This window comes from Parabacteroides sp. D25, from assembly GCF_000307475.1.
GTDB classification, from domain to species: Bacteria; Bacteroidota; Bacteroidia; order Bacteroidales; family Tannerellaceae; genus Parabacteroides; species Parabacteroides distasonis.
Map to the genome: position 1 here is coordinate 107,384 of NZ_JH976508.1, position 25,808 is coordinate 133,191.

A 25,808-nucleotide genomic window follows, 5' to 3' on the forward strand; every position below is an offset into this window, starting at 1 on the left:
AGATGAAAGAGTATTTATCAAATGTTTTAGAGATATTGGAAGAAAAAGGCGTTTTGAACGAATCGTATGATCTGGAGTTCAAAAGTGCGAAGGGGGGGCTTCCTCGGTCTCTTTGGGAGTCTTATTCTGCGTTTGCTAATTCCGAGGGAGGTACAATTATTCTTGGCGTTTCCGAAAAAGATAATTATTGTTATTTGGATGGTTTAGGAGAGGATGTTGTGCGTAAGTGGCTTGATGATTTTTGGAATCAGATAAACAATAAAGAAAAAGTGAGCGTTAACCTTTTGACGGCTAAGGATGTTCGTATAGAAAAGGTGAAAGATGATATTAATGTATTAATCATAAGGGTGCCTCCCGCAAGTTTTCGTTATCGTCCGGTTTATATAGGAACGGATATGTTAAAAGGAACTTATAGGCGAGATCATACTGGAGACTATAGGTGCATGCCAGAGGAAGTAAAGCGAATGTTGGCAGATTCCTTGCCTGATAAACCCGATTCTCTTGTGTTGGAACATTCGACGATAGAGGACTTGGATTTGCCAACATTAGATCAATATCGAAATATTCTTCGAAGTGTTAAACCCATGCATCCCTTTTTGACACTTGATAATCTTCCTTTTTTGCAGAGGTTGGGAGCTTGGAAAGTAAATCGAGCGACAGGAACTTATGGTTTAACTGCCGCAGGATTATTGATGTTCGGAAAAACACAATCAATACAAGAATTTTTCCCGGACTATCATGTCGATTACCAAGAGATATCCAATCAAGGGAGTCGCTGGATAGACCGTATATATCCAGATGGTACATGGGAGGCTAATCTTTTTCAATTTTTTCATAGGGTATGGCCTAAATTAAGTTTTTCTTTGCCCAAACCATTTTTATTGGAGAATGGGAGGAGACGTGATGAAGGTGCTATCCATGAAGCTTTGCGTGAGGCTTTTGCAAACAGTATTATTCATGCGGATTATAGGGGGCAGGGAGGAATTGTTATAAAGAAATATCCGGATCGATTCCTGTTCGTGAATCCGGGTTATATGTTAGTTCCTTTGGAACAGTATTATAAAGGAGGATGTAGTGTCCCGAGGAATACTACGATACAAACCATGTTCTCTTTATTAGGTTATGGTGAAAAAGCAGGGTCGGGTAGTCTTCGGATAATGTCGGCTTGGGCTAGTGCGCATTGGAGAAAACCGTTTATATCTATGACCAATAGACCGGATCGTGTTTGTCTAGATTTAAAAATGGAAGTATTGTTGCCTAAGGATAGTTTGGAGCACTTAGAATATATATTTGGGAAGGATGTTCGTAATATGTATGGGGATGCTTTGGTTATATTGTCTACCGCTGAGATAGAAGGGGTTGTCTCAAATCTTCGATTACAGGGTTTACTTAATAAACATTCCTCGGAGATATCTATTATGTTAAAAGATTTATGTTCGCAAGGATATTTAAATCCAGAGAATAAGGGACGTTGGACTTCTTATCATTTGAATAAGGGAATAGGACTTAAACAAGGAAGTTTATTTGAGAACTTGGATGGACACCTTAATGAAAAGATGGACACCTCGGACAAGAAAGATGGACACCTTAATGAAAAGATGGACACCTCGGACAAGAAAGATGGACACCTTGGCAGAAATATGCAAGAAATTAAAAGCTCAGAATTAAAGTCTTATATTGTAGAAATTTGCTCAAGTAGGTATTTAACAATCGAGGAGATTGCGGTAAAAACCCGACGTACTTCAAAATATCTGAAGAATAAGATAGTATCTCAATTATTGAAAGATGGGCTTTTAGAACGTTTATATCCTACTACTCCAAATCATCCTAATCAAGCATATAAAAAGAAACAACAATGAATCAGCAACCTACATTTTCGATCATAACGATCACCTATAATGCGGAGCGATGGTTGGAGCGTACGATATTGAGCGTACTTAGCCAGTCGTATCCGAATATCGAGTATATATTGATTGACGGAGCGTCGAAGGATAAGACCGTAGAGATCATCAAGCAATATGAGTCCGGTATCGCTTCTTGGATAAGCGAGCCTGATAAAGGCTTGTATGATGCTATGAATAAGGGATTGAAGCGGGCTACGGGGGATTATGTGTGGTTCCTGAATGCGGGGGATACACTTTATACCGCAGATACCGTGCAAAGAATTGTGGCGTCTTTGAAAAAGAAAGTATCTTTGCCAGACGTGATTTACGGAGAAACCCGGATCGTTGACGCGGAGGGTAGATCATTAGGGATGCGCAGATTGAAAGCACCGGAGAAACTGACTTGGAAGAGTTTCCGGATGGGAATGTTGGTTTGTCACCAGTCGTTTATATCAAAACGGGAGATCGCTCCGTTATATAATACGGAATACCGTTTGACGGCGGATTATGATTGGTGTATCCAATGTCTGAGACGATCGAAAAGAATACATAATACACGTTTGATCCTGTCTAATTTTTTGGAGGAAGGGTTAAGTAGTGTGAACCGGAAAGCTTCCTTAAAGGAGCGATATGAGGTCATGTGTAAGTATTATGGCAAGGTGTCGACGATTCTGTTGCATGGTTGGTTCGCCGTGAGATTCTATTTTGCCAAATGGTTTAAAGGTAGAGTATAAACAATAAATTATAGATAAGTTTTATGCGGAGTATAATGAGTAAATGGGGAAAACATATCGCAGCGATAGCCGTATTCTTGGTATTGACGGTGATTTATTTTTCTCCGGCCGTATTTGAGGGTAAAGTCGTCCGGCAAGGGGATACGGAAAAGGCTATCGGTATGGGGAATAGCCAGATGGATGAATATGAGAAGACGGCCCAACCGGGAGAATTCAGCGCATGGTCTGATGCTATGTTTGGCGGAATGCCTTATGTGTCGGGATATGGAAATCCGGCTCCACGATTTCCCGGATATCTTTTAGTGGAGAAGCCTTTAAAAGCGCTGGGGTATATGGATGCGGGGATGGTGTTTACCGGATTCGTTTGTTTCTATATCTTGATGTGTGTCATGGGCGTAAATTGGTGGTTGGCGATCGCTGGTGCTATCGCTTTCGCTTTAGCGTCTTATAATCTGATCATTATAGAGGCCGGCCATGTCACGAAAGCGTATGTAATCGCTTATATGCCATTAACGTTGGCGGGTATGGCCCTGTTGTTCAAGCGTAAGTATTTATGGGGGGCGGTCGTGTTCTTGTTGGGTGTCGCTTTCTCTATCGCGAATACGCACCTGCAAATCACTTATTATTTATTATTACTTTGCTTCTTCGTTTATTTGGGATATTTGTTCAATAAACTGAAGGAAAAAGCTTATAAAGAACTGGGTACGGTAACCGCTATTATGGCTGGATGCGTGATATTGGCGGTGTTGCCGAATGCCCAGAATATGTATGCTCAATGGGATTTGGGACAGAACTCTATCCGTGGGGCTACGGAATTAACGACAACGACCCCTTCGGGCGAGAAGATCTCTTCCGGCTTGGACAAGGATTATGCGTTCGCTTGGAGCTATGGAAAAGGGGAGTTGTTGACCTTGTTGGTTCCGAATGCCTATGGTGGAAGTTCGGGTGGAATGCTAGGCCCGGATTCTGAGTTATATAAGGAATTAAGGGCGAAAGGCGCTCAAGTCGGAAAAGAGGTACAGGCTCCTACCTATTGGGGAGAGAAGACATTTACTTCCGGGCCGGTTTATTTCGGGGCATTGGTCTGCTTCTTGTTTGTTCTGGGAATGTTCGTGATCCGGAATCCGATGAAATGGTGGTTATTCGGAGGTTCTGTCTTTTTGATATTGCTGGCATTGGGACGTAATTTTGATAACTTCAATGACTTTATGTTCCATTACTTGCCGATGTATAATAAGTTCCGTACCGTAGAGATGGCATTGGTTATTCCGGGTATGGTATTTCCTATTATCGCTATATGGGGATTGAAAGAGGTGTTATCCGAGACCGTGAGCGATGCCTTGTTGAAGAGAGGATTGATCGCTGCTTTGGCTATCACGGGGGGGCTTTCTTTAATCCTTTGGTTGATGCCGAGTATGCTGTTGGATTTCCGTTCTTCTTTCGACGCTCAATATCAGTTGCCGGATTGGTATTACAACGCCTTGTTAATGGATCGTGCTTCCTTGGCTTCGGCGGATGCGTTGCGCTCTTTGGTCTTTATCTTATTAGGGGCGGCTTTGTTGTTCTGGTTCTATACCTCGAAAGATCGGAAAAAGGTGGCGACATTCGTAGGGATCGGTGTTGCGGTCTTGATGTTGGTTGACTTATGGACGGTGGATAAACGGTATTTGAACGATAGTAACTTTATCCGCCAGAAACCTACAGAGGTATATAAAGAGACGGTAGCCGATCAAGAAATCATGAAGGATAAGGACCTTTCTTATCGTGTCTTGAATTTGAATAATCCTTTCTTGGAGACAACGACCTCGTACTATCACCATTCCGTCGGTGGTTATTACGCTGCGAAGCTGAGACGGTACCAAGAACTGATCGACCACCGTCTGCAAGGAGAGCTTAACTCGGTTATCGGGGCTTTCCAGAAAGCGCAGACCGCAGAGGATTTGATGGGGGCGTTCGCTGCTTGCCCGTCCTTGAATATGCTCAATACACGTTATATTATCTATAATCCGGAGCAACCGCCTTTGAGGAATCCGTTTGCTTTCGGCAACGCTTGGTTTGTGGATAAAGTGGAGGTCGTGGAGAATGCGGATGCGGAAATAGCGGCGTTGAATACGATCAATCCGTTAACGACGGCGGTTGTCGATAAACGTTTCGCTGATGAGGTGAAAGGTTTCACGCCTCAATTGGACTCTACTGCTACGATAACATTGGATAGTTATCGCCCTAATAAATTAGTTTATACGACGAAGACGAATTCTGAGCAATTAGCGGTATTCTCAGAGATCTATTATCAACCGGGATGGGAGGTAACTATTGATGGTAAGCCCGCTTCGCATTTCCGGGCGGATTGGATATTACGAGCTATGTTAGTTCCTGCGGGAGAGCATCAGATCGTATTTGAGTTTAGACCGCAAGGTTATATTACGGCGGCTTATATTACCTCTTTCAGTTCGTTGATTATCTTGTTGTTATTGATTGGTGCGGTAGGATATTCGGTTTGGAAAGCTAGAAAGCAAAAAGAGATATAAATTCCGGTTGGTTGTAGAGACGGGGCACACCCCGTCTCTACAACTAGATGAAACCGCTATTGATAAAATCGAGCAGTTTTCTCGTTAGGGTTTCCCACGAGAGAGCTGCTTTTTCTTTGGATATGTTCGCAGGGATGGTGGCTTGCTGTGAGGGGGTGAAAAGTTCCTCGATACCTTGGGCGAGGGCCGTTGCGGATATCTCAGGCACTACGATGCCTGTACCCGGCTTTTCGATGCTGTTCTTGAAATCGCCTACGGGAGTACTTAACATAGGTAAATCGTAATTGTAGGCTACGGATACGACACCACTTTGAGTGGCGGAGCGATAGGGGAGTACTAAGGCATCCGCCGCTGAGAAATAAATGGGGATTTCCTCGTCGCTGATATATTCACAGTGGACGAATATACGTTCTTTTGCCGGAGATGCATCGATCAGAGCCTGATACTTCTCGAAACTACCGTAACATTCGCCGGCTATAATGAGATGGTAATCCTCGTTAAGCTGTCCCATCGCTTCTATCAGCAGGTCTAATCCTTTATAATCCCGTATCAGTCCAAAGAATAGAAGATTCTTTTTGGACGGATGGATTCCTAATTTCCGGCATGCCTCGTTCTTGTTGATCTTACTCCCGAAATGATTATAAAGCGGGTGTGGGTTCTGGATATATTTAGCGCCCGGGTAAAGTTTCCGCAAATCATACCGCACGTTATCGCTCATCACGATAAAGCCATGGCATTGCTTGAAAAGTAACGAAGCTAAAGGCTTGTCGAAGAAACGCGGCTCATGGGGAATCGCGTTGTGGATAAGGGTGATTACCTTACAATGCTTTTTCATCCGATTTGCTACGTGGGCGTATCCGGGAACGAAAAAGGACATCCAGTAAGAGATAATCAGTACGTCCGGCGCATAGGAACGAATGGCGTTTACGGTACTGAAATAACTAACCGGGTTGACGCTATCTAATACTCGCACGCTCTCGATTTCGATCGCACGGTCTCCCGCTTCTACGTATTGAGTCTTGCCGGGAAATAAGATATCCGGATAAAGACGTTTGAAGTTGAAAGCCTTTACTTCATGACCTTCTTTTACTAATTCCGTATAGAGCATCCCGCTGAATTGGGCGATACCGCCACGATAGGGATAAATGGGGGAGAGAATAGCGAAACGCATGGTAATTGAAAATTAAGAATTGAAAATTGAAAATTAAGAATCGAGAACTACAGGAGCTGCCCTCCCTTCATTATCAATTCTCAACTTTCAATCTTCAATTAATTAGTATCTGTAATGATCAGCCTTGTACGGTCCTTCTACCGGTACGCCGATATAATCAGCTTGCTTTTGTGATAATGTAGATAATTTCACGCCGATACGTTCCAAGTGTAGGCGGGCAACTTCCTCATCCAAACGTTTCGGCAAACGATATACGCCTACCTCATAGGCCATTTGCCATAAATCCATCTGGGCAAGAACTTGGTTCGTAAATGAGTTGCTCATTACGAATGATGGGTGTCCCGTAGCGCAACCTAAGTTTACCAAGCGTCCCTCTGCCAATAAGAAGATGGAGTTTCCGTTCGGGAACGTATATTTGTCCACTTGAGGCTTGATATTCGTGTGCTTGATATTCGGATAGTTGACAAGCTTATCCACCTGTATCTCGTTGTCGAAGTGACCGATGTTACATACGATCGATTGGTCTTTCATCTGTGTCATATGCTCGATCGTGATGATATCGCAGTTTCCGGTGGTCGTAACGAAGATGTTACCCTCTTTCACGGCCTCTTCCATGGTCGTAACCTCGAAACCTTCCATAGCGGCTTGCAGGGCGCAGATCGGATCGATCTCGGTCACGAGTACACGGGCCCCGTAAGAGCGCATGGAGTGAGAGCAGCCTTTACCTACGTCACCATATCCGGCAACGACTACCACCTTGCCGGCGATCATTACGTCCGTAGCCCGCTTGATGCCGTCCGCCAAAGACTCACGGCAACCGTATAGGTTATCGAACTTGGATTTCGTCACGGAGTCATTAACATTGATAGCCGGAACCAGCAACTCACCTTTCTCCATCATCTGATACAGACGGTGAACGCCGGTGGTCGTCTCTTCCGATACCCCTTTCATCTCGGCTACCGTACGGTGCCAACGGCTGTTATCTTCTTGAAGGATACGATTTAATGTATCCAGGATTACCTGTTTCTCATGATTTCCGCCTTTGCGGTTGATAGTCTCCGCATCGTTCTCCGCACGATAGCCCATGTGAATCAGCAAGGAAGCGTCGCCGCCATCGTCAACAATCATGTGAGGGCCTTTACCTTCCGGGAAACGAAGCGCCATGTCCGTACACCACCAATACTCCTCCAGCGTCTCGCCTTTCCAAGCGAATACCGGTACGCCGTCCGCTGCGATAGCGGCAGCGGCATGATCTTGTGTGGAGAAGATGTTACAGCTAGCCCAGCGAACGTCCGCTCCCAACGCAACTAATGTTTCGATTAACACCGCCGTCTGAATAGTCATATGCAGTGAGCCGGTGATACGTGCGCCTTTCAAGGGTTTCTGATCGGCGTATTTCTGGCGTAGCGCCATTAATCCCGGCATTTCGTGTTCGGCGATCTCGATCTCTTTGCGACCGAATTCAGCCAAACTCATATCTGCCACTTTATAAGGCAGATTAGTTGGAAATAATTGTGACATAAATTAATACTATAAATGGTTGAGACGCAAAGGTACGAAAAAGCGTTGATAGTAGGTGTTCTTTATCTATGAATTTCCATCTAGGGCAGAGGCTTGCCGAGGGGTAGGTGGGTTTGTTACTGCAACCTGCCTTGCAGTAGTTCTGCAACAGCCATGCAGCATTACTGCAACCTGCATTGCAGTAACACTGCAATGCCGTTGCAGTATTGGACTCTCTGTAGTTTTGCGATTTAATGAATACTGAAGGCTCCATCTACCAATAGCGCGTGGCCATCTACGAAGCTCGCTTGCGGGCTGCATAGCCAAAGTACGGCGTTGGCGATCTCTTCCGGTTTGCCGAGCCGCCCTGCGGGAATGTCGCGCACCAGCTCCTTCTCCAAGGAAGGGTCACGCCGCATTAAGTCTTCCGCCATCGGCGTACGGATAACGCCCGGACATACGGCATTGATGCGGATATTCTTTGCCGCATAGTCGATAGCGGCGGTACGTGTCAGTCCGATAACGGCATGCTTACAGGCTATGTAGGCCGCTTGCCCCGGAAATCCCGTGACTCCACCTTGCGATGAGGTGTTGACGATGGCGCCGCCGCCTTGTTTCAGCATTTGCAGGATCTCATAACGCATGCAGTTCCAGACACCTTTCAAATCCACAGCCACGGTACGGTCGAATTCATCGTCGGTGATTTCCGCCATTGGGCGTTGCGGTGTTTGTATGCCTGCGTTGTTAAGAGCCGCATCCAGTCTTCCGTAGGTAGCTACGGTCCAGTCGATCATCTCTTTTACGGCTTGCGTGTTTGATACGTCGCACCGATATGCTACGGCCTTCTGTCCCTCGGCTACTAATTTCTCTACTTGTTCTCCCGGCTCACGGATGTCTGCCAATACGGTTATGTATCCAGCCTTGGCGAAGGCTTCAGCGCAAGCGAGTCCGATACCCATCGCTGAACCGGTTACTAAAGCTACTTTCTCTTCCATTGTCTTTGTCATGATCATTTGATTTACATTTTGTTATTATTTATGTCGCGAAGATAAGGAGGGAGTGGTATAGAGGCTTTGTTATGTGGTTCAAATAGCTTTGTTGTGTGGGCCATTATAAATATTATATATCCTCGGTTGGCGGTACGCCATACGCTATCTTATAGATTTTCGAGAAATGGGAAAGGTTCTTGAAGCCTACCTCGAAACAAATCTCCGAGACCTTACGCCCCCCCTTACGTATCAGCCCATGTGCGGCTTCAAGGCGGCGTCGGATGAGCCATTCCCGGGGCGAGAGAGCGCTACATTTCTTGAAATCACGTTTAAATGTGGAGAGACTGCGTCCCGTATAGTTGGCGATTTCTTCCATGGAAATATCGTTCATATAATTCCGCTCCATAAATTCCAGTATGTCTATCTTCCATGGATCGGTAAAATCGAAGATAGAGGCATATAGATTCTTGTCGGTATTGAGCAACACATAGACGCCCTCGACCATTTTTAGTTGAAGCAATTCGTCTGTCGGTTGGATCTTGGAATTGAAATAAGGGGTCATCGACTCAAACAAGCTTACGATATCGGGACGGTTGGACGGTAGCTTGTAAAGGCTTACCTGATCTCGCTTGGCGTCTTTAGGGAGAGTATTTCGATCTAATTTGCTGTAAAAGTCGCGTAGGAACTTCATGGTGAACATCAAGAAGATCGCCTTGAACTGCTCGCCATTCCATGCTTGTTTCGTCATCTGTACGCTGAAGTCCTTGCGGATGAAAGCGCATTCTCCTTTATGTAACCGGGTGATTTGGCCTTTCTCGTCGATTACCATCTCTCCGGAGTATACATACACCAACACATGCGAATGATTCCGGTGCAGGCAGCTCTTTCCGCCATCGAAATACATCGCTAAAAATAAATCCGAGTAACGCAGTGTGTTGATCCCGTCCATCGTTCTTTAGGAAAATGGGCGACACGGGAAGATCGTGCCGCCCATTATGAGGATTTTAAAGTAACTGTTAACTGTCCACTAAATCGTTAGGCCGGCGTGATACCTTGCTCTTGCAATAGTTTCAGCCCGAGGTCTTTCAACTTGAACTTCTGTATCTTTCCGCTTCCGGTCATCGGGAAGGTATCGACGAAGAAGATGTATTTCGGGATCTTATGCCGGGCGATCTTTCCGCGGCAGAAGTCTTTCACCTCTTCCTCCGTAGCCGTCACACCATCGTGAAGGATGATAAAGGCACCCACTTCCTCTCCATATTTCTTGGAAGGAACAGCAGCTACTTGCACGTCTTTCACGCCGGGGAAATGATAGAGGAACTCCTCCAGCTCACGGGGATAGATATTCTCGCCCCCGCGGATAATCATGTCCTTGATACGGCCGGTGATCCGATAGTTGCCGTTCTCGTCTTTCACGCCTAAGTCGCCGGAATGCAGGAAGCCATCCTTGTCGATCGCCTCATTGGTGGCGGCTTCGTTTTTATAGTAACCTTTCATGTTATTATAACCGCGGTTACACATCTCGCCCTGTACACCGACGGGGCATTCCTCGCCAGTCTCCGGATCGATAACCCGTACCTCGGTAAATTCGAACTCATGGCCTACGGTATTATAACGCACCTCGGCCGGATCTTCGATACGGGAGTGGGTCATACCCGGTGAGGTCTCTGTCAATCCATACACGCTGGTTACACGCATATGCATCTTCTCGTCCACGGTTTTCATGAGTTCAACCGGGCAAAGAGAACCTGCCATAATACCGGTACGTAACGACGTGAGGTCGAACATCTCGAACATCGGGTGGTTCAGCTCGGCAATGAACATGGTAGGCACGCCGTACACGGCCGTGCAACGCTCTTTATGTATAGAAGCTAATACCAATAGCGGATCGAATTTCTCGACCATCACTTGCGTACATCCATGCGTCAATACGTTCATGGAAGCTAATACCACACCAAAGCAATGAAAGAGAGGTACGCAGCAACAAAGCTTATCGTCGGCGGTGAATTTCATATGCTCACCCGTCAAGAAACCGTTGTTGGCGATGTTGTAGTGAGTCAACATGACCCCTTTCGGGAAGCCGGTCGTACCGGAAGTATATTGCATATTGACAACGTCGTGGCAATTTACTCTCGCTTTGGCAGCCTCTAACGTCTCATCCTTGATATTTTGTCCGAGGAGCAACATCTCGGGCGTATTGTACATACCCCTGTATTTCTCCTGTCCGATATATACTACATTTCTCAAGCGTGGGAAACGCTTGCTTTTCAAATACCCCCGTTGAGAGGTCTTCAATTCCGGCAACATGGTATAGACCATGTCCACGTAACTTCCATCAAACACGCCGTCTGTGATACACATCGTATGGATATCGGCGTTCTCAACCAGATATTCCAGTTCGCTTTGTTTATAGTTGGTGTTGATCGTGACCAGTACGGCACCGATCTTGGCTCCGGCATATAAGAAAGTCAGCCAATCCGGTACGTTTGTCGCCCATACGCCGACATGTGTGCCATGAGTGATACCGATCGCCAGCATGCCTTTCGCCATGTCGTCCACACGCTTGTTGAATTCGCTCCAAGTGAAACGTAAGTCACGGTCCGAATAAACGATATATTCCTTGTCCGGTGTAGTCTCGGCCCAATGTTCCAGCCATTGGCCAAGGGTTCTGTTATGTAATTCCATAAAACGCTGGATTTAATAAGGTGTATAGACAACTCCTAGGATTCGGGCCTTGTTGTCGGCTGCCGCATGTACATGATGCGCCACGATGGAATCATAATAGATGCTATCGCCTTCCTCTAGGATATAGGTGTTCTTTCCGTAATTGATCTCTACGACGCCATTCAATACGTAGATAAACTCCTCTCCCTCATGCGTGGACAGGATGAAATCCTCGCCTTCCTCGGAGGGAGCGATCTCGATCAAGAAGGGTTCCATATGGCGGCCGGACTTATCTTGCGAGAGCGAGTGGTAATCCATATGCTTGTGCCCTTGTGTCGCGTTGTTCGTGAACCCGATACCATCGGCCTCGCTGTCCTTTTTGCGGCATACGACCGGGCCTAGCTCCGCTTGGTCATCCAAGAATGTACCCAAACGTACCCCTAATACCCGTGCTATTTTGATAAGAGGGGCCAAAGATGGAAAATCCAAGTTACCCTCGATACGTTCGATCTGTTCGATACCTAACCCGGAGCGTTCGGCTACCTCCTCGATAGAGAGTTGTTTCGATTCCCGGATATTTTTAATTTTCGCGCCTATAATTTTGTTGTTTCCCATGTGTATGATTTGTTATTTATAGTCCTGTAATGTTTGATAATTTGATACTAAACGGCGCAAATTTACATTAATATTTTATTATATCTAGGATTAAGACAAATAAAAAGGGCAATACCCATTTGGGATTGCCCTTTTTAATATTTTCGAGTAAGCTTTTTCTTACTTTCTGATACCAAGTTCTTTGATGATAGCGCGGTATCTCTCGATGTCAGTCTTGATCAGATAGTCCAATAAACGACGACGTTTACCTACCAACATCTTCAATGATCTTTCCGTAGCGTAATCTTTGTGATTCACTTTCAAGTGCTCTGTCAAGTGAGAGATACGGAATGTGAACAATGCGATTTGGCTCTCAGCAGAACCTGTGTTAGTAGCTGATTTGCCATACTTTTCAAATAATTCTTGTTTCTTTGCTGAATCTAAATACATGATTCTTTTTACTTTAATAAATTAATACTATGTTATCTAAGCGGTCGCAAAGGTAGGCATTCCTTTTTGATTTGCAATAGATTCTGCTATCTTTTTTGTGTTTTGAAGCATGAATGTCATATATATATCGTAAAAATATCGTATTTTTGCAGCCAATAAATTAGTCTTCAATGCAAAAGATCAGAAACATTGCGATTATCGCGCACGTAGACCACGGCAAAACGACGCTCGTGGATAAGATGTTATTAGCCGGTAAGCTTTTCCGTGAAGGACAGGCAGAACCGGATCAGTTCATGGATAACAATGATCTGGAACGGGAACGAGGTATCACGATTCTTGCCAAGAACGTGTCTATCAATTATAAGGGATATAAGATCAATATTATTGACACTCCGGGCCACGCCGACTTTGGTGGCGAGGTGGAGCGTGTCTTGAATATGGCGGATGGTTGTTTGCTATTGGTAGACGCCTTTGAGGGGCCTATGCCGCAGACTCGTTTTGTTTTGCAAAAAGCGATTCAACTGGGTTTGAAGCCGATCGTGGTAATTAATAAGGTGGATAAGCCGAATTGCCGCCCGTCGGAAGTGCAGGAAATGGTATTCGACTTGATGTTTAGTCTGGATGCTACCGAGGAGCAGCTTGACTTCCCTACTATTTATGGTTCCGCCAAGCAGGGCTGGATGTCCGAGGATTGGAAGGAGCCGAAAGAGGATATCGCGGCTGTGCTTGATGCGATCATCAAGTATATCCCCGAACCAAAGATGTTGGAGGGTACTCCGCAGATGTTGATTACTTCTTTGGATTATTCTAAGTATGTAGGTCGTATCGCCGTAGGACGTGTACACCGTGGCGAGTTGAAAGAGGGCCAAGATGTCATGCTTTGTAAGCGTGATGGTAGTATGGTGAAATCGAGGATCAAGGAAGTGGATGTATTCGAGGGCTTGGGACGTACGAAAGTTGATTCCGTGCAGTCCGGGGATATTTGCGCTATTATCGGTATCGATGGTTTCGAGATCGGTGAGACTATCGCCGACGTGAACGAGCCGGAGCCATTGCCAACGATCGCTATCGACGAGCCTACGATGTCTATGCTTTTCACGATCAACAATTCTCCGTTCTTTGGTAAGGATGGTAAGTTTGTTACTTCCCGTCATATTTTTGACCGTTTGCAGAAAGAATTGGATAAGAACTTGGCTTTACGCGTAGTTCCTACTGATTCCGCTGATTCTTGGTTGGTATATGGCCGTGGCGTGCTTCACTTGTCTGTATTGATCGAGACGATGCGTCGTGAGGGATACGAGTTGCAGGTAGGTCAGCCTCAGGTTATCATCAAGGAGATCGATGGTGAGAAATGTGAGCCGGTAGAGCAATTGACGGTGAATCTTCCGGAGGAATGCTCTAGCCGTATTATCGATATGGTAACGAAGCGTAAGGGCGAGATGACCATGATGGAAAGCAAGAATGGTCGTATGCACTTAGAATTCACGATTCCTTCCCGTGGTATTATCGGTTTGAACAACGCCGTATTGACCGCCTCTGCCGGTGAGGCTATCATGGCACACCGTTTCTTGGAATATCAACCGTGGAAGGGTGATATCGAACGACGTATGAATGGTTCGATTATCGCTATGGAGACAGGTCAGGCTTTCGCTTATGCCCTGAATAACTTGCAATCCCGCGGACGTTTCTTCATCGCCCCGGGCGAGGAGGTTTACGCTGGACAGGTGGTTGGTGAGCATACCAAGGACAATGACTTGGTGGTAAATGTTACCAAATCCAAGAAGTTGACGAATATGCGTGCCTCTGGTTCGGACGACAAAGTTTCCTTGGCTCCTCCTATCGTATTCAGCCTAGAGGATGCGCTTGAGTACATCAAGGGCGATGAGTACGTAGAGATCACCCCGAATAATATGCGTATGCGTAAGATCATCTTGGATGAGACAGAGCGTAAGCGCCAAGGTAGATAATATATTCTTCTATTAATAGATACAAAAAACGGCGGGCCTTTAAAAAGCCCGCCGTTTTTTATATGATGTTAGGATTTTAGAGATCCTTCAATGAGTGTGTATCCTTCATTCTTTATTTTCCGGATCTTTCTTCTCTTCATCCGGAGTGGTAAATTGTATCACTAACGATTCATCTTTAGGAGTCTCATACCAATCTCCATGTGCCTTTCGGTAATCTTGGTCAAAATTATAAGCTTCGTCGATGCTTTTATTCTCTATACACCAACGGAAAGGTTGATTTTCCGAATAAGGAATATCCAATACATATGGGTATAGATCCGTATTCTTGACGTTTTTACTTACCGGTCCCTTCCCGTTATCAATGTAAGGCATGATCAGCTGAGTCGCACTATATGTTAATGTCTTTGTAATCCCACTTTCCGGTTCCTTGTCGAATTTTCTCACATTGACATATCCATTGACATCGGAGAAAAAGGGAGTTAGTCCATTGGCGTCCTTAAATCCAAATTGGTTGTGGAATGTACAGCCTTTAGCCAGTAACTGGGCATAAACATCTGCGGTACTCTTATCGGTATATGCTGTGATGCTATAATATATGACAGCGTCATTGAAATCGAAATCGCCTTGGTTTGGATAATTATCTTCGAACAAGAGGAATCCTTTCTTGTTCGTTTGCGATTCTATGACGGGAGGGGTTACCGGCTCTGCCGGCTCGATGGCAACGGGATTACTTTCGATTAGACAAAGCATATCGTTGTAGTCTCCATCATAGGCCCTATAGTTTGGGCAGCGATTTTCCATTCCCAGTACATTTCCTTCAAAATCACCTTCTTGAATGTGGTGAATGAAGCCGTTTGCTACGTTTTTCTCTATTTTGAAAGAGGAATTACCATATTTTAAGGTATGGCCTACGTAATTATGGGAGAATGTCCCATTATCTGGTACTTTATTGTTATCCGGCCCATTTAATGCCGGAGTGGAGAACTGTGGACGGTCTGTGCCTCGATATACGAAGCCGACGTTGAGCCCCTTGTCGAATCTTCCCAAGGGTATTCGGGTATATTCTCCTGCTTGGGCCTTTGGCTGTTCTTCTTTGGAGTAGAATATATAATTATCGCCTTGGTTGATCGTATTGAAGTCAGTGACTTGGATAGCACCATTAGTTTTTCCATAGAAGGTGCAGTCATCTAAAGTAAGGTTCTCCATCTTCTCGGAGGGATATGTATAGAACCAAATTTTACCATGCATATTACTGTTGCCTTTGGACATTCCTCCGTCGCTTATATAGGTTAGCCAAATATCCGCTTTCTCAAAGCTACTGGTAAAAACGGTTTCCGTGATTTTTAGATCAGAACATCTATATAAATCTTCGCTTTTCACATTGTATGACTTTTCCGGGAAGTATTTGTTATTGATCAGATGAAGGACTTCATCACTGATCGCATTTGTAGCCCGTAAACTGCTTTTGGTTCCGCTACCGATCGTGATATCCTTTACATCGCTCTCAATAAGTTCCCCATCCCCTCTTAGGATATAGAGTTTCTTTACGTGTGTAGGTACTTCCAGAGCCATATGGATCGGAGTTTTACCAATTAAATAAGGATCTTTGACTAAAGAGCCTTCCTCATAAGGATATTCATAATAAATAGAATATAGGGTCCCTTCATGCTGAGAAGATATGTTAACCTGTATGTTCTCGAAATTCTCGAACTGGGCTATGTAATCTTCTTCTTCTTTGGTAGGTTCTTGAGGATATACCGAGGGGTCTTCTCCTTGATAAATGTCATGCTTAACGCATGATTCCATAAGGAAGAGCAGACAAAATACCCACACCATTTGTTTCCAGATTTGTGATCTCATAATTTCTTTACCCTATTTGATTAATATTTACAACAACTTTATTGAATTTTGCAAATCTACGGATTTATTTTATAAAAAAGTCATTGATAATCAATATTTATTTTGAAGTGTTGCAATATTCTGAAATATAGGCTTGAGTGGGTGGAATATAAAAAAACCCCATCCAAAAGGATGAGGTCTTTTTCTTATTTAGAAAGAATATTTTCTAATTATTTTACTAAAGCTGAGAAGTCAGAGTTAGTCGCATATTTAGCGAACTCTAAGTCGATAGCAGCTTCCTTAGCCAAGCTCTTGTCAGCAGCGATAGCGGCCTTCAAGTTGCTTACTACACCGTTAGCGTCGTTTGTACGAGCAGCAACAACAGCCTTCAAGTAAGAGGTGATAGCATCAGGTTTAGCAACACCGTTCAAAGTCTGAGAAGCCTTGCTGTAATCCTTAACCAAGATCTGAGCCAAAGCAGCGTTGTTAGTCTTAACAGAACCGAAAGAGTTAACAGCCTTAGCATATTCGCCTTGCTCTAAGTAAAGAACGCCAAGAGCCTCGCTCAATTCGTTTACGCCGGCAGCGTTACCGAACAATTGTTGAGCTTTAGCTTGGTCACCCTTCGTTAATGCGATCAAACCTAAGTTCATGTTAGCGGAAGCGTTATTCTTAACAGAGTTAGACTTGTTAAACATTTGCTCAGCCTTAGCCAAATCACCAGCCTTGAATGCCATCATACCGATGTTGTTCCAAGTGCGGTAGCAGTTAGGATACAATTCAGAAGCTTTTGTATAGATAGCCATCTTTTCATTGTCGTTGTTCGTCAATGTAGCGGCGTAAAGGATTTCCTCGATATTCAACTCAGAAGGATTGCTCTTAGCCAAAGCGCTGATCTCGTCGTCAGACTTACCGATGATCTCGATGTTAGCGGTCAAACGAGAACGACGTAATTGCGGAAGGATAGTCTCAGCCAAGTCAGAGTAAACAGCGGAGATATTCTTGATTTCTTTCTCTCTTGTCTCAGGATCTTGGTACATAGAGATCACACGCAATACTAAGTCTTTATCTTGCAAGTTAGAAGCAGAAACTAATTCCTTGAAGCCTTCCCAGTCTTGAGCTGTGTAACGAGCGTCAACCGGAGCGTCAACTTTCATCTTCTTCAATTCCTTGTTCAAATATTTCGTAGTGTTTCCTTCACGATTCTCAGCCAACGTGTTGTTCAATTTGAAACCACCATCAGGAGAAGCGTAAGCGCTGATCTCGATAGCTACATTCTGGTTCGGAGCCTCGTCTGCGTTCTTAACAAGATCTTTCCATTCTTTGATAGCGTCAGAATTCAATTCTTGAGCGCGAAGGTTAGCTTGTTGGATCAAGAACATGATGTTAGCGTCATGAGCCTCTTTGATAATACGTTGGAATTTATCAGCTGCGATAGCTGCTGTAGCAGTAGCTGCGTCTGCCAATTCGGAAGTAGCGATAACGCCTTCACCGATCTTTACGTCCGGCAATTTAACAGTCTTGTTTTTGATCTTCGCGTCGAAAGTCAAATACAATTCTGATTTTTTCATCTCGGGTTTGTAAGTGAAAGAAGACTTCATAGTTACGTTAGCGCCTTCTTTTTGAGGGATTACTTGGTTGTTACCTTTTACTTTCTCACCTTGGTAAGTGTAAGAAGTGCCCCAAGCTTCGCCACCCTGGTAACGCAATACCGGAGTTACAGTTACAACAGCTTTCTTGTTGAACCATTTAGCGGGGAAAGTCGCATTGATCGTTACAGGAACTTTGCCTCCGATAGCCTCTAGCGGCTGCGGCTCTGCTTTAATGTACTGTTCTGCCAACGGTTTCAACTTGTTTGAACAAGAAGAAAGAGTTAAAATGGCTGCCAATACGAAGAATGGCAATAAAAACTTTTTGTTCATAATCTTGATGTAAGTTTAAAATGTTACTATGTTAATATATTCACTTCCAAATTATCCCTTAGCCATTATCGTGCAAAACTAAAGTATTTTTTTGTTATGGATAGCAAAGAAGCGATAAAATCTTTTTAATTAATACTTATTAATGAATCCTAGGCTTGTTTTATACATAAAATATGGGTAGAATTATTGAAAAAATATGGCTGTGTACCTCTTGCCATTCTTTTCAATGGATGGTTTCCCAGAACTCTTATTGTATATTTTTTGATTAAAATATAATCTTTTGTGTATAATGCTCCTCGCCATAATGCACGGTTAGAAAGTAGACTCCAGATGTTAATTTTAGGAAATGGAGTGTAGCTTGCCTGTCCGTGATCTCTCCGTTTTCCGACACTTTTCCTTGTGCCGAGTGCAATGTATAAGTCGCTTTCTCCATTCCATCCGGCAAAACAAGGTGTACCATGCCTTTCTCCGGACCGAGATGAATGAGTACCTGCTCGTTCGCCTCGAGCTTTTCGTTGCTGATGGGGTTACCGTATTGAATGACGGGATCGATAAACAAGGAGGTGCTAAAACCTGCTTGCGTATATTCGGTAGCTTGTCTCCAGCCGTTTTTATCATGAACCCAAGCCGTATTCCGGGTCGTTTTGCCTTTGGGCAAATTGTAAGCGGAGAAATACGTGTTCTCCGGGACGCTCTTGAGCTTATAGCCGATGTAGAACTTTCCGCTGACGTTCACGGGCTTGGAGAAATGGATATAACTTTCCTGTGACCGATTTAGGGATTTAGCGGTCTCAATAAACGTATCGTCCAATATCGATTTATTGCTATAGGTGGGTTGGAATGTCTCCGTATATAATAATGTAGAGGGCTTAGAGTCGCCGCTGTAAACGGTAACTTCCACTTCCATCTGTTTGTAATTCGCTCCGGCAGGCGGTGTTACGAAATAAGCTCCGTATAAGGTACCCGCTTCGGCTACTTGGTAAGCTTCCGCATATTCAGTGATATTGGCGGGGTTGTTCCCGAATAAATACGCTTTTTCAGACCCGGGATAGAGCGTACATTCGGCGTTTTCTTGATTACCGGAGTCATAGATGTTGCTCAACCGGAAACAAGGGGCTGATTTATACGGATCAAGTCCCTCACAAACCTTGGTCTCGTCATTGGACGGGTTCAGCCAATATTTGAGCTGTCTCTCGGGGGTATCGATTGCGTCCCATGGTTTCATCAAAGAGAAGAAGTAATCATCCTTCGGGCTATTCTCGCTGGACTGCCCGCCGGATAACGCTCCGATAATCTCTCCGTCGGCATTGAATAAAGGAGATCCGGAGGAACCGCTGGCCGTATAACCTACTTCCCAAGTCTTGACATGCCAATGAGCGTTCTTGTAAAAAATCATGTTTGGATCTGTCAAGGTAAAGGGAGCCAGATCCTCATCGGATATACTGATTCGCTTTACCGAGTATTGGGGATGTTGGATGCACGTATAGGGGGCAGGTCCTACCTCTTGTGCGTTCCAGCCCGCGTAATAAGGCCTGTAATAAACCGGAGGTGTGGCGGTAAGTTCCAACAAGGCCATGTCTGCCATTTCATTAACCGCCTTGAAGTAAGTGGATGCGGTAGACATCTCTTCCGTTCCCCTTAGGATCGGGTCGCAGAAAGGGCTGTTGAAGTTGAAAAAGCAGACGATACTTCCGGCTATTTTCTCATAATCGGGGTTTTTCATCGTGAATTGCTTGTTCAGGCAATGGGAGGCGGTGAGTAGATAAGGCTTTCCGTCATTGTCCGTATTATTTATCAGGGTGCCCGTGCACCCTACGCTTCCGTCTATGATCAGGAGAACGACGCTTTGCCCCCATTGGGCGTAATCGTTTGTCCCATCTTGATAGCAAGCTAACGGTGGAATTTTACCGATCAGTGAGGTGTTGTCTCCCGGTTCTAACCCCCGCAAGCTCCGGTAGCCATGGTTGACTTCCCCGACGGTCAGTCTTCCTTGAAAAGAGGCGTTAGCCGGTTCTTGATATTCTATGATCAGGCGATCCCCTTGGATAGGAGAGACCGGCAATAGGTTTAACTCCGAGTTGTTTAGGTGATTGAACGAGCCTAATATCTGTGTCTGGTCCTCATTATATAGGAAGAGCTGGGCGCCTTCGGGCAGTTCATATTCCGTGAAGAGCACGTTGATGGAAAGGGCCCCGGGCGAGTAGATCCCGAGTCTCCATACACGTGTCCCATCCGGCCCGGTGAAAGTTACGCCCGAGTTGTACCGATTGTAATCCGTTATGAATTTATAGGCAAAACGGAAACCGCTTCTTAGGTCGCTCTCATTCAGCGAGTCGATGCGTAACTCCTCTTGGACGTCGAACGGAGGCATTTCTTTAAACATCTGTCCGTTTGTACTTCGCATGAGCGATAGCGGAAGCGGGCGGCCTCCGTGGCTAACCTGCGCTTTCAGATTTCCTTGAAAACCGAGCATCGTTAGCAGGAATATAATGTATAAAGAGGTCAACTTTTTCATATCGGGCAAATATAACTATATTTCTTTACCCCATGATCTATATATCAAGTTTTTTCGCTAAGTTTGCCAATCGAAAAGTACGGACAAACTTAAATAAAACCAATATATAATTAAATTCTAAAGATATGGCAACACCTCCGTTTCACTACGAGCCGATGTTCCAAAAGGGACCGGACACAACAGAGTATTATTTGCTTACAAAAGATTATGTTTCCGTTTCTGAGTTTGAAGGAAAACCGATCTTGAAAGTCGCTAAAGAAGGTTTGACCGCTATGGCTAACGCCGCTTTCCGCGACGTATCATTCATGCTTCGCCGTTCTCACAACGAGCAGGTCGCAAAGATCCTAAGCGATCCGGAAGCTACGGACAACGATAAGTACGTGGCCTTGACATTCCTTCGCAACGCCGAGGTAGCGGCTAAAGGCGTACTTCCTTTCTGCCAAGATACCGGTACGGCTATTATCCACGGCGAGAAGGGCCAGCAGGTCTGGACCGGTTACTGTGATGAAGAAGCGCTTTCCTTAGGTGTTTACAAGACCTACACGGAAGAGAACCTTCGTTACTCCCAGAACGCTCCGCTGAATATGTACGATGAGGTAAATACGAAATGTAACTTGCCGGCCCAGATCGATATCGAGGCTACGGAAGGCATGGAGTATGAGTTCCTTTGCGTGACAAAAGGAGGTGGTTCCGCCAATAAGACTTATTTATACCAAGAGACAAAAGCGATCTTGAATCCGGGTACATTGGTTCCCTTCCTCGTAGAGAAGATCAAGACATTGGGTACGGCCGCTTGTCCTCCGTATCATATAGCGATCGTGATTGGCGGTACTTCCGCTGAGAAGAATTTATTGACGGTGAAGTTGGCTTCTACCCGTTTCTATGATAGCTTGCCTACGACCGGTAGCGAGGGTGGCCGTGCTTTCCGCGACGTGGAGTTGGAGAAAGAGGTATTGGCCGCCGCCCAGAATATTGGCTTGGGCGCTCAATTCGGTGGTAAATATCTGGCACATGATGTTCGCATCATCCGTTTGCCTCGCCATGGCGCTTCTTGCCCGGTAGGTTTGGGTGTAAGTTGCTCCGCGGACCGTAATATTAAATGTAAGATCAATAAGGAAGGTATCTGGATCGAGAAGTTGGATAGCCATCCCGGCGAATTGATTCCGGAGGAACTTCGTCAAGCGGGTGAGGGCGACGCTGTCAAGATCAACTTGAACCAACCGATGGCGGATATCTTGAAGGAATTGGATAAATATCCAGTATCTACTCGTTTGTCATTGAACGGAACGATCATCGTGGGCCGTGATATCGCTCACGCTAAGTTGAAGGAGCGTCTGGATCGTGGCGAGGATCTTCCCCAATACATCAAGGATCATCCTATTTATTACGCGGGCCCGGCTAAGACTCCGGCAGGTATGGCTTGTGGCTCTATGGGCCCGACGACCGCGGGTCGTATGGACTCATACGTTGACTTGTTCCAGAGCCATGGCGGTAGCATGATCATGTTGGCGAAGGGTAACCGTAGCCAGCAAGTTACGGACGCTTGTAAGAATCACGGCGGTTTCTACCTAGGATCTATCGGTGGCCCTGCGGCTATCCTGGCTCAGAACAATATCAAGAGCATCGAGTGCGTGGAATATCCGGAATTGGGTATGGAAGCGATCTGGAAGATCGAGGTAGAGAACTTCCCCGCATTTATCTTGGTAGATAACAAGGGTAATGACTTCTTCAAGCAGATCAAGCCTCGTTGCTGATTCCTTGATCGGTAAAGATAAATGAAAAGCGGTATCCGGCGGCAAGCTGGATACCGCTTTTTTCTAAAAAAAAAGTCGTACGTGTTTTTTTAATAGGTTAATCCCACGATCCACAGCGGTAGTTTCTTGCCGGTGGCGAACTCCATATTGTCAGCCAAGATGAAGGAATCGGGGAGATCCGCTATTTGCTTGAATGTTTTATCCGCTCCTCCTACCTCGAAGGTGTAGGCATGGTCTACGATAAAGTCACCTTTTGTTTTTCCATATTCCACGTTATGATTTACGGATAACTGGTTGACGACAAAAGTTTCCCTTGCCGTCCCGATCTGTACGGGAGCGGAAGCTATGGCGTACAATAGGTTGGGATTCTGTAGGTAAATCTTATCCGGTTTTTGCATCTTTTTGACAGATAGTAAATCCGAGTACAATAACTTGAGCAATTCCGCCTTGTCCAAATTCTGTAAGTAATTGATGACAGAGTTTCGGGAAAGTCCGATCATTCCCGCTAGTTTCGTGATGTCCAGCTCATAAGGAACAGAGGTAGCTAAGATACCCATCAAAGCCTTTAGCTTCCGTGTATAGGCAGGATCTACGCCACACAGCAACGGGAGTTCCTGCTCAATAATGAGATTGACCACATTCTCGATATTAATATAATAATCTTCTCTGTTACCCGTAAAAAAGGGGTAATACCCTTCGTGGAGATATTCGTTAAACATTTGTACGGGGCGACATTTCTCATTTATTTCCCGGCAAATGTTTCCTGGATTTTCCAGTATCGTTTGTAGGGAATAGACAGGTATATCAATTTGCTTATAGAACATGAGAAATTCCCGGAAGGAAAGTCCGTACATATTATATGGTAGGCAACGTCTGGAAAGATCGGCATCCGCATTCAATATATTCAATAGGGAAGAACCGCTAAAAACAATTCGTAGAGATGGATACAGGTCGTAGGCCTCTTTTATCTCTTTACTCCAAGTGGGATATTTATGTACTTCATCAAGGAATAATTGTTTTCCTCCTTGCAAATAGAACCGCTCAATCAGTTCAGATAGGGTGTGATTACTGAAATAGATGCTGTCGAGCGTGCAATAAAGTACCTCCCTGCTTCCCGGCTGGAAATTCAGTTTGATGTATTGCAACATGAGTGTTGTTTTTCCGACACCCCTTGATCCTCTGATGGCGATCAGAGGATTATCCCAGTGAATTTGGTTCATGAGTTCCCTTATGATATGGGTACTCGTTTGTGCCAGTAATCGTTCTTGTTTAATAAATAGACTATCCATACGCTGATTGAATGAATGACAAATATACGATTTATTCAAGATAGATAGCAAAAAGTACATGGATTTGTTAAGGGCAAAAAGCAAATCTGGTGTTTTTTTGTTAAGAGTAAAAAGCAAAACCTGTAAGTATCCGGTCGTAGCGTACTTTGCGTATTGGCTTTCAAAAGTTTGTATAAATATCAATGAAACTATTACACTTTAATTTTTTACCTTTGTTGCGTTTAAGTGATAAAACAGATTTCCAATGCCTCGTATATACATCCTCTTGATGTCGGTCTTGATCTCGGCTTTTTATGCTTGCGATCATCGGGGGAAGCCTTACCCCGCTACCCTGTCACGGATCGAATCCCTTGCGGATACAAATCCGGAGGAAGCCCGCCCTTTGTTGGATCGATTGCGGGATAGCCTTTCGTCCTTTGATGAGGAACAGCGTATGTATTATGACTTGCTCGACTTGAAGGTCAATGATAAGATGTATGTCCGGCATACTTCTGATTCTTTGATCAAACGAATCACCGCTTTCTATGAGACATATGGCGATCGAGACAAATTACTAGAGTCTTATTACTATATGGGCCGTGTCTACCGGGATTTGAATGATGCCCCGGAAGCGTTGAAGTATTTCCAAAAGGCATTGGATGTGGCGGGGGATACGAGAAAGTACCGATTATTGTCCAATGTCTATTCGCAGATGGGGATGCTTTATGATTATCAGAATGTATATGAAGAGGCGATCCGTATGTATGAGAAAGCGGCTGAGTATAAATTACTGAAAGGAGATAGTACTAGTTTTTCTCTTGTGCTGAGAGATATTGCCCGAGTATATGATATGGTCGATAAGAATGACAGTGCGCTTCTCTATTTTCAAAAAGCGGCAATTATAGCGAATGAAACAGGAAATAGACATCGATATTCCGGTATATTGACTGAGCTGGGTGATCTTTACCGGGAATTGGTAATGTATGATAAAGCTTTGGAATGTTTGTCTGAATCATTAAAAGATTCCGTAGACCGGAATATGTATCCTACTTATTCGGTTTTGGGGAATACTTATTTAGAACTCAATAAATTGGATTCTGCCGATTACTATTTAAGAAAGTGCCTGGATAGTCCTAACTTACATGTTAGAGACGCTATTTATGAGTACTTGTCGCTTTTGTATGAGCGTCGGTTGAATTATCGGGAGGCTATTCGCTATGTCCGTCTTGGCCAGCAAGTGCAAGATTCCATCCGCAAGATAACCGATTCGGAGGAAATCCGTAAAATGACCTCTTTATATAATTATCAAAAGCGGGAAACTGAGAATTTACGGCTAAAGGGCGAGAATGACCGGATGCAGATTCGTATTTACCGGATATTATCCTTGTTCGGATTGGGGCTTTCGATAACCTTATTGTTTATATATAGACTGAAACGGCAGAAAGAGCGGTTGGCTAGGCAGTTTGAGGCGCTTCAGCGGGAAAAGCAAGAACAATATGAGAGAAGTTTTCAATATGTAGAAGCGAATAACGCGAAATTGAATGAATTGGGAACCTTACTATCTAAAGACCATGAAGATACAAATTCATTGCTTCATGTGCGAAAAGAACTTTTGCAAGTGACCAATGAACAAATACAGTTGCGGCGTACCGAGCGTGATTTGTTAGAGTCGGATTTAAGGCATTCGGATATCTATATGAAATTCCATTCCACGAATGAGGCAGATCAGATAATCAGGGAAGAAGATTGGAATGCTTTACGGAAGGAGTTAGATAAGACATACAATAATTTTACGAATCGTCTATATCAGTTATATTCGGGAATGTCATTGATAGAACTCCGGATTTGTTACTTGATAAAGATATCAGTCAAGGTAACTGATATGGCAAAAATCTTGGGTCGCTCCAAACCCTCCGTATCCTCATCCCGTAAACGGCTTTATAAAAAAATAAAGGGAGAGGATGGAACCCCGAATGAACTGGATGAATTAATCGCTGGTCTTTAGCCTTATACAACTCTGCGAACAAAAA

Annotated in this window: 17 protein-coding genes; 6 read left to right on the plus strand and 11 right to left on the minus strand. The window is 44.6% G+C overall.

Annotated elements, in window-relative coordinates; all coding sequences use genetic code 11:
* The first annotated feature begins 2 nt into the window (after window positions 1-2).
* From HMPREF0999_RS19140 to HMPREF0999_RS19150, 3 genes are read left to right on the plus strand one after another with little or no spacing between them, the layout of a single operon-like run.
* Entirely contained in the window at window positions 3-1,859 is a 1,857-nt protein-coding gene (locus HMPREF0999_RS19140) for an RNA-binding domain-containing protein (protein ID WP_008781070.1), read from the plus strand.
* Window positions 1,856-2,617, plus strand: coding sequence for a glycosyltransferase family 2 protein (locus tag HMPREF0999_RS19145; RefSeq protein WP_009018694.1), 762 nt, complete (start codon window positions 1,856-1,858; stop codon window positions 2,615-2,617). The genes HMPREF0999_RS19140 and HMPREF0999_RS19145 overlap by 4 nt, the downstream gene beginning before the upstream one ends.
* Window positions 2,618-2,640: 23 nt before the next feature.
* Window positions 2,641-5,145 (plus strand): YfhO family protein, encoded by a 2,505-nt coding sequence (locus HMPREF0999_RS19150; protein ID WP_009276678.1) that lies wholly within the window; start codon window positions 2,641-2,643, stop codon window positions 5,143-5,145.
* Window positions 5,146-5,188: 43 nt separating this feature from the next.
* On the opposite strand, the gene HMPREF0999_RS19155 is transcribed toward HMPREF0999_RS19150, so the two are convergent.
* From HMPREF0999_RS19155 to rpsO, 7 genes are all read right to left on the minus strand, one after another.
* Complete coding sequence (locus HMPREF0999_RS19155) at window positions 5,189-6,316, minus strand: glycosyltransferase (RefSeq protein WP_005864127.1); 1,128 nt, start codon at window positions 6,314-6,316, stop codon at window positions 5,189-5,191.
* 102 nt (window positions 6,317-6,418) lie between these two features.
* Window positions 6,419-7,837, minus strand: a complete 1,419-nt coding sequence (gene ahcY, locus HMPREF0999_RS19160; RefSeq protein ID WP_005860790.1) for an adenosylhomocysteinase — start codon at window positions 7,835-7,837, stop codon at window positions 6,419-6,421.
* Window positions 7,838-8,067: 230 nt separating this feature from the next.
* A complete protein-coding gene (locus tag HMPREF0999_RS19165; RefSeq protein ID WP_005860792.1) occupies window positions 8,068-8,823 on the minus strand; it encodes a glucose 1-dehydrogenase in 756 nt (251 codons plus the stop codon).
* A gap of 112 nt (window positions 8,824-8,935) precedes the next feature.
* The gene (locus HMPREF0999_RS19170; protein ID WP_005860794.1) at window positions 8,936-9,754 is read right to left on the minus strand and encodes a helix-turn-helix domain-containing protein; all 819 of its coding nucleotides are present in this window, start codon (window positions 9,752-9,754) and stop codon (window positions 8,936-8,938) included.
* 86 nt (window positions 9,755-9,840) lie between these two features.
* Complete coding sequence (locus HMPREF0999_RS19175; RefSeq protein WP_005860796.1) at window positions 9,841-11,490, minus strand: AMP-binding protein; 1,650 nt, start codon at window positions 11,488-11,490, stop codon at window positions 9,841-9,843.
* A gap of 12 nt (window positions 11,491-11,502) precedes the next feature.
* The gene (locus HMPREF0999_RS19180) at window positions 11,503-12,084 is read right to left on the minus strand and encodes a helix-turn-helix domain-containing protein (RefSeq protein WP_005860798.1); all 582 of its coding nucleotides are present in this window, start codon (window positions 12,082-12,084) and stop codon (window positions 11,503-11,505) included.
* Window positions 12,085-12,243: 159 nt separating this feature from the next.
* Window positions 12,244-12,513, minus strand: a complete 270-nt coding sequence (gene rpsO, locus HMPREF0999_RS19185) for a 30S ribosomal protein S15 (RefSeq protein WP_005860800.1) — start codon at window positions 12,511-12,513, stop codon at window positions 12,244-12,246.
* 170 nt (window positions 12,514-12,683) lie between these two features.
* On the opposite strand from rpsO, the gene typA reads away from it, so the two are divergent.
* Entirely contained in the window at window positions 12,684-14,480 is a 1,797-nt protein-coding gene (gene typA, locus HMPREF0999_RS19190; RefSeq protein ID WP_005860802.1) for a translational GTPase TypA, read from the plus strand.
* Between the two features lie 105 nt (window positions 14,481-14,585).
* Here typA and HMPREF0999_RS19195 read toward each other — a convergent pair whose 3' ends face one another.
* The 3 genes from HMPREF0999_RS19195 to HMPREF0999_RS19205 form a co-directional block, all read right to left on the minus strand.
* Window positions 14,586-16,340 (minus strand): LruC domain-containing protein, encoded by a 1,755-nt coding sequence (locus tag HMPREF0999_RS19195; RefSeq protein WP_005860804.1) that lies wholly within the window; start codon window positions 16,338-16,340, stop codon window positions 14,586-14,588.
* Between the two features lie 209 nt (window positions 16,341-16,549).
* Complete coding sequence (locus HMPREF0999_RS19200; RefSeq protein WP_005860806.1) at window positions 16,550-18,241, minus strand: hypothetical protein; 1,692 nt, start codon at window positions 18,239-18,241, stop codon at window positions 16,550-16,552.
* A 265-nt stretch (window positions 18,242-18,506) separates the two neighbouring features.
* Complete coding sequence (locus HMPREF0999_RS19205; protein ID WP_005860808.1) at window positions 18,507-20,756, minus strand: trypsin-like peptidase domain-containing protein; 2,250 nt, start codon at window positions 20,754-20,756, stop codon at window positions 18,507-18,509.
* A 125-nt stretch (window positions 20,757-20,881) separates the two neighbouring features.
* Here HMPREF0999_RS19205 and HMPREF0999_RS19210 point away from each other — a divergent pair, with 125 nt between their 5' ends.
* The gene (locus HMPREF0999_RS19210; RefSeq protein WP_005860810.1) at window positions 20,882-22,510 is read left to right on the plus strand and encodes a fumarate hydratase; all 1,629 of its coding nucleotides are present in this window, start codon (window positions 20,882-20,884) and stop codon (window positions 22,508-22,510) included.
* Between the two features lie 89 nt (window positions 22,511-22,599).
* Here HMPREF0999_RS19210 and HMPREF0999_RS19215 read toward each other — a convergent pair whose 3' ends face one another.
* A complete protein-coding gene (locus tag HMPREF0999_RS19215; protein WP_029257263.1) occupies window positions 22,600-23,799 on the minus strand; it encodes an ATP-binding protein in 1,200 nt (399 codons plus the stop codon).
* A gap of 244 nt (window positions 23,800-24,043) precedes the next feature.
* On the opposite strand from HMPREF0999_RS19215, the gene HMPREF0999_RS19220 reads away from it, so the two are divergent.
* A complete protein-coding gene (locus HMPREF0999_RS19220) occupies window positions 24,044-25,783 on the plus strand; it encodes a tetratricopeptide repeat protein (RefSeq protein WP_009276680.1) in 1,740 nt (579 codons plus the stop codon).
* The last annotated feature ends 25 nt before the right edge of the window (window positions 25,784-25,808 follow it).